3 protein-coding genes and 1 pseudogene are annotated in these 3,090 nt (G+C 62.1%); all 4 read left to right on the top strand.

Annotated elements, in window-relative coordinates; all coding sequences use genetic code 11:
- Positions 1-285: 285 nt before the first annotated feature.
- Entirely contained in the window at positions 286-795 is a 510-nt protein-coding gene (locus BJI47_RS24890; RefSeq protein WP_254900519.1) for an IS110 family transposase, read from the top strand.
- A gap of 15 nt (positions 796-810) precedes the next feature.
- The gene (locus BJI47_RS24885) at positions 811-1,521 is read left to right on the top strand and encodes a transposase (RefSeq protein WP_254900778.1); all 711 of its coding nucleotides are present in this window, start codon (positions 811-813) and stop codon (positions 1,519-1,521) included.
- Between the two features lie 48 nt (positions 1,522-1,569).
- A pseudogene (locus BJI47_RS24880) lies at positions 1,570-1,743 on the top strand (DDE-type integrase/transposase/recombinase); the annotation flags it as partial.
- A 289-nt stretch (positions 1,744-2,032) separates the two neighbouring features.
- Positions 2,033-3,090 (top strand): IS30 family transposase (locus BJI47_RS23145; protein WP_125458814.1); only part of this gene is annotated, 1,058 nt, incomplete at its 3' end.

The raw sequence follows: 3,090 nt of genomic DNA, 5'->3' as shown, positions 1-3,090 counted from the left end.
TAATGGGGTGGTCGGCATCGATTGCGACACGAAAAGGCGACTGGCAGGTGGTCACTGAGATTTTACCGACCGGGGCGCAGGCTGAGGTGGTGAGCTGCTGGAAGGTGATCACTACCAAGATTGAACGGACCGCACCCGAAGGTCTGAATGTAGACGGTGGCCCTGCCAGTCGTCCGAGGTACGTGATCGGCTTGTGAGATGCCGCGCCACAGAGCGCTGTCCATTAGGTTGCCGCACCACCTCGAGCTCACAAGGAAGGAAACCGACCAACGGGAGGAGTGATCCATGGGATTGACCGTCGGGATCGACTGGGCCGAGATCCATCACGACGTCGCCATCATGAACACCGACGGAGCGGTGATCGCGCGGGCGAGGATCGACACCGGTGCAACCGGATTCATCGAACTACTCAACCTGATCGCATCACACGGCGGCACCGCGGAGGATTCCCCAGTTGCCATCGAGACCGACAAGAACCTGCTCGTCGTTGCCCTCGCAGACGCCGGGTTCATCGTCTATCCGATCAATCCGCGTGCCGTCGCGCGGTACCGCGAACGGCACGGGCAAGCAGGCGGCAAGTCCGATCCCGGCGATGCTGCGATTCTGGCGAACATCTTGCGCACCGACCGCGATGCGCACCGAACTCTCCCCGCAACTACTGAGCATGCCCGCGCGATCAAGGCACTCGCCCGGCAACATCAGGAAGCGCTATGGGCACTGCACCAAACCCTGAGCCGGCTGCGATCTGTGTTCCTGGAATTCTATCCTGCAGCACTGCAAGCATTTCCGAACTAGAAACACAAAGCGACAGTGGTCGTTCTCGGTGCAGTACCCACGCCGACCGCTGGCCGCGATTTGACGAAACGGCGCCTCGTTGCTCTGCTACATCGGGCGGGACGACGCAACGACGAGAAGCTGGTCGATCAGATTCTGGCTGATCTGCATGCGCCGGCGCTGACGCAACCACGTGAGGTCGAGGATGCGCTCGGACACGCAGTGACCGGTCTGCTCGGCATCGTCGCCGCGATGCACACAGCGGTGGATGCGCTCGAGAAAGAGCTCGGCGAAGTCTTCGATACCCATCCGATGGCGCCCCTCCTCAGATCCGTTCCAGGTCTGGGTACGGTACTGAGTGGCCGCATACTCGCCGAGATCGGCGACGACGCAGAACGATTCACCACGCCCGCCGGATTGCGCGCATTCGCCGGAACTGCACCGATCACCCGTGCATCAGGCCGATCGCACTACGTTAAAGCTCGCAAAGTCCGGAACAAACGACTCGGCGACGCCTGCCACTGGTGGGCATTCTCCATCCTGACGAAATCACCGGGTGCTCGGGCACACTACGACAAACGTCGAGCTATGGGAGAGCGCCACAACGCCGCTCTCCGCAACCTTGCGAACAAGTTGCTCGGACGGCTGTGGTGGTGCCTGAAACACAACGAAACCTGGGACGACGACCGCGCCTGGACCACCAATGCCGCGCCTGCGGACCCTCCCCTGATAATCACCGCTGCTTGACATCTGACTGGCGTGGGATGTCTACACCAGGACGTGGGCGGGGTTCGCTACGTCGCGTTCGTCATCGACTGCTTCTCCCGAGCGATCGTCGGTTGGCACGCCTCGACGGTCAAAGACACCACTCTGGTCACCACTGCGTTGAAGATGGCGCTGTGGCGACGAGATCACGGTGGACACCGCGTCGGACCCGGCCTCATTCATCACAGCGACGCCGGCAGCCAAGGCGGATTCAACTGGTCGTCGCAACACCCTGATCTCGGAGGTATGCGACATGGCTACAGCAGACTGGAGCAAGAAGGCCAGCGATGTTGCAAGAAACACTCGTCGGCAGTGGCGTGCTGATCGTGCGCTTCGCCCAGCGATGCGTTCGCCCGGGCGACCGGAGCCTTCGCGGGTGGTGCAACGTCAGTTCTGGCGGTTGATTGCGACCGGAATGAGCACCGCGGAGGCATCTTTGACGGTCGGCGTGTCGGTCCCAGTCGGGTCGCGGTGGTTCCGCCACGCTGGCGGAATGACGCCACTGAGTCTCGATGAGCCCACCGGCCGCTACCTTTCGTTCGCCGAACGCGAGGAAATCGCACTGCTGCGCGCCCAGGACGTCGGCGTCCGCGAGATCGCCCGCAGGATCGGCCGCGACCCAGGAACAATCTCACGCGAACTGCGCCGTAACGCAGCAACCCGGAGCGGAAAACTGTTCTACCGTGCCCTGGTCGCGCAGTGGAAAGCACAACAGGCCTCGAAGCGTCCGAAGTCCGCGAAACTGTTGAACAACAACCAGTTACGTGAATACGTACAAGAACGTTTAGCGGGCAGTGCCCGGTTATCGGACGGCACGGTCATCAGTGGACCGCAGCCACCGCCGTGGAAGGGGTTGAACAAGCCGCATCGACAGGACCGGAGGTGGGCGACGGCGTGGAGCCCGGAGCAGATTTCGCAGCGGCTGAAAGTCGACTTCCCGGATGATGAGTCCATGCGTATCAGCCAGGAGGCGATCCACGAATCACTATTCATCGAGGGCCGAGGCGCCCTCAAACGCGATTTGGTGACGTGTCTGCGTACAGGCCGCGCACTGCGGGAGCCACGTGCGCGCTCGCGGAACAAGCCACAGGGGCATGTCACCGCGGATGTCGTTCTCTCCGAACACCCGCCTGAAGCCGATGATCGCGCGTTCCCTGGGCATTGGGAGGATGACCTGATCATCGGGACGGGCCGCTCTGCGATCGGCACACTCGTCGAGCGCAGCAGTCGATGCACGATCCTCGTGCACCTTCCCCGGCTGGAAGGCTGGGGTGATAACCCGCCAGTGAAAAACGGTCCGTCGCTGGGCGGTTACGGAGCTGTCGCAATGAATGCCGCTTTGGCGGAATCGATCACCGAGCTCCCCGAGCAGCTGCGCAAGACCCTCACCTGGGACCGCGGCAAGGTGCTGTCCGGGTATGCCCAGTTCGCGCTCGATACCGGCACCAAAGTGTACTTCGCCGATCCGCACTCTCCTTGGCAGCGACCTACCAACGAAAACACCAATGGAGTTCTGCGGCAATACTTCCCGAAAGGCACTGATCTGTCTCG

The organism is Rhodococcus sp. 1168 (assembly GCF_002091955.1).
Taxonomy (GTDB): domain Bacteria; phylum Actinomycetota; class Actinomycetes; order Mycobacteriales; family Mycobacteriaceae; genus Rhodococcoides.
Note: the sequence above shows the minus strand (reverse complement) of the source record. Positions and strands in the feature narration are given on the sequence as shown.

What these genes read in the sequence shown, in the direction of transcription:
- BJI47_RS24890 (WP_254900519.1), top strand. Translation starts at nt 286, where the DNA reads ATGGGATTGACCGTCGGGATCGACTGGGCCGAGATCCATCACGACGTC.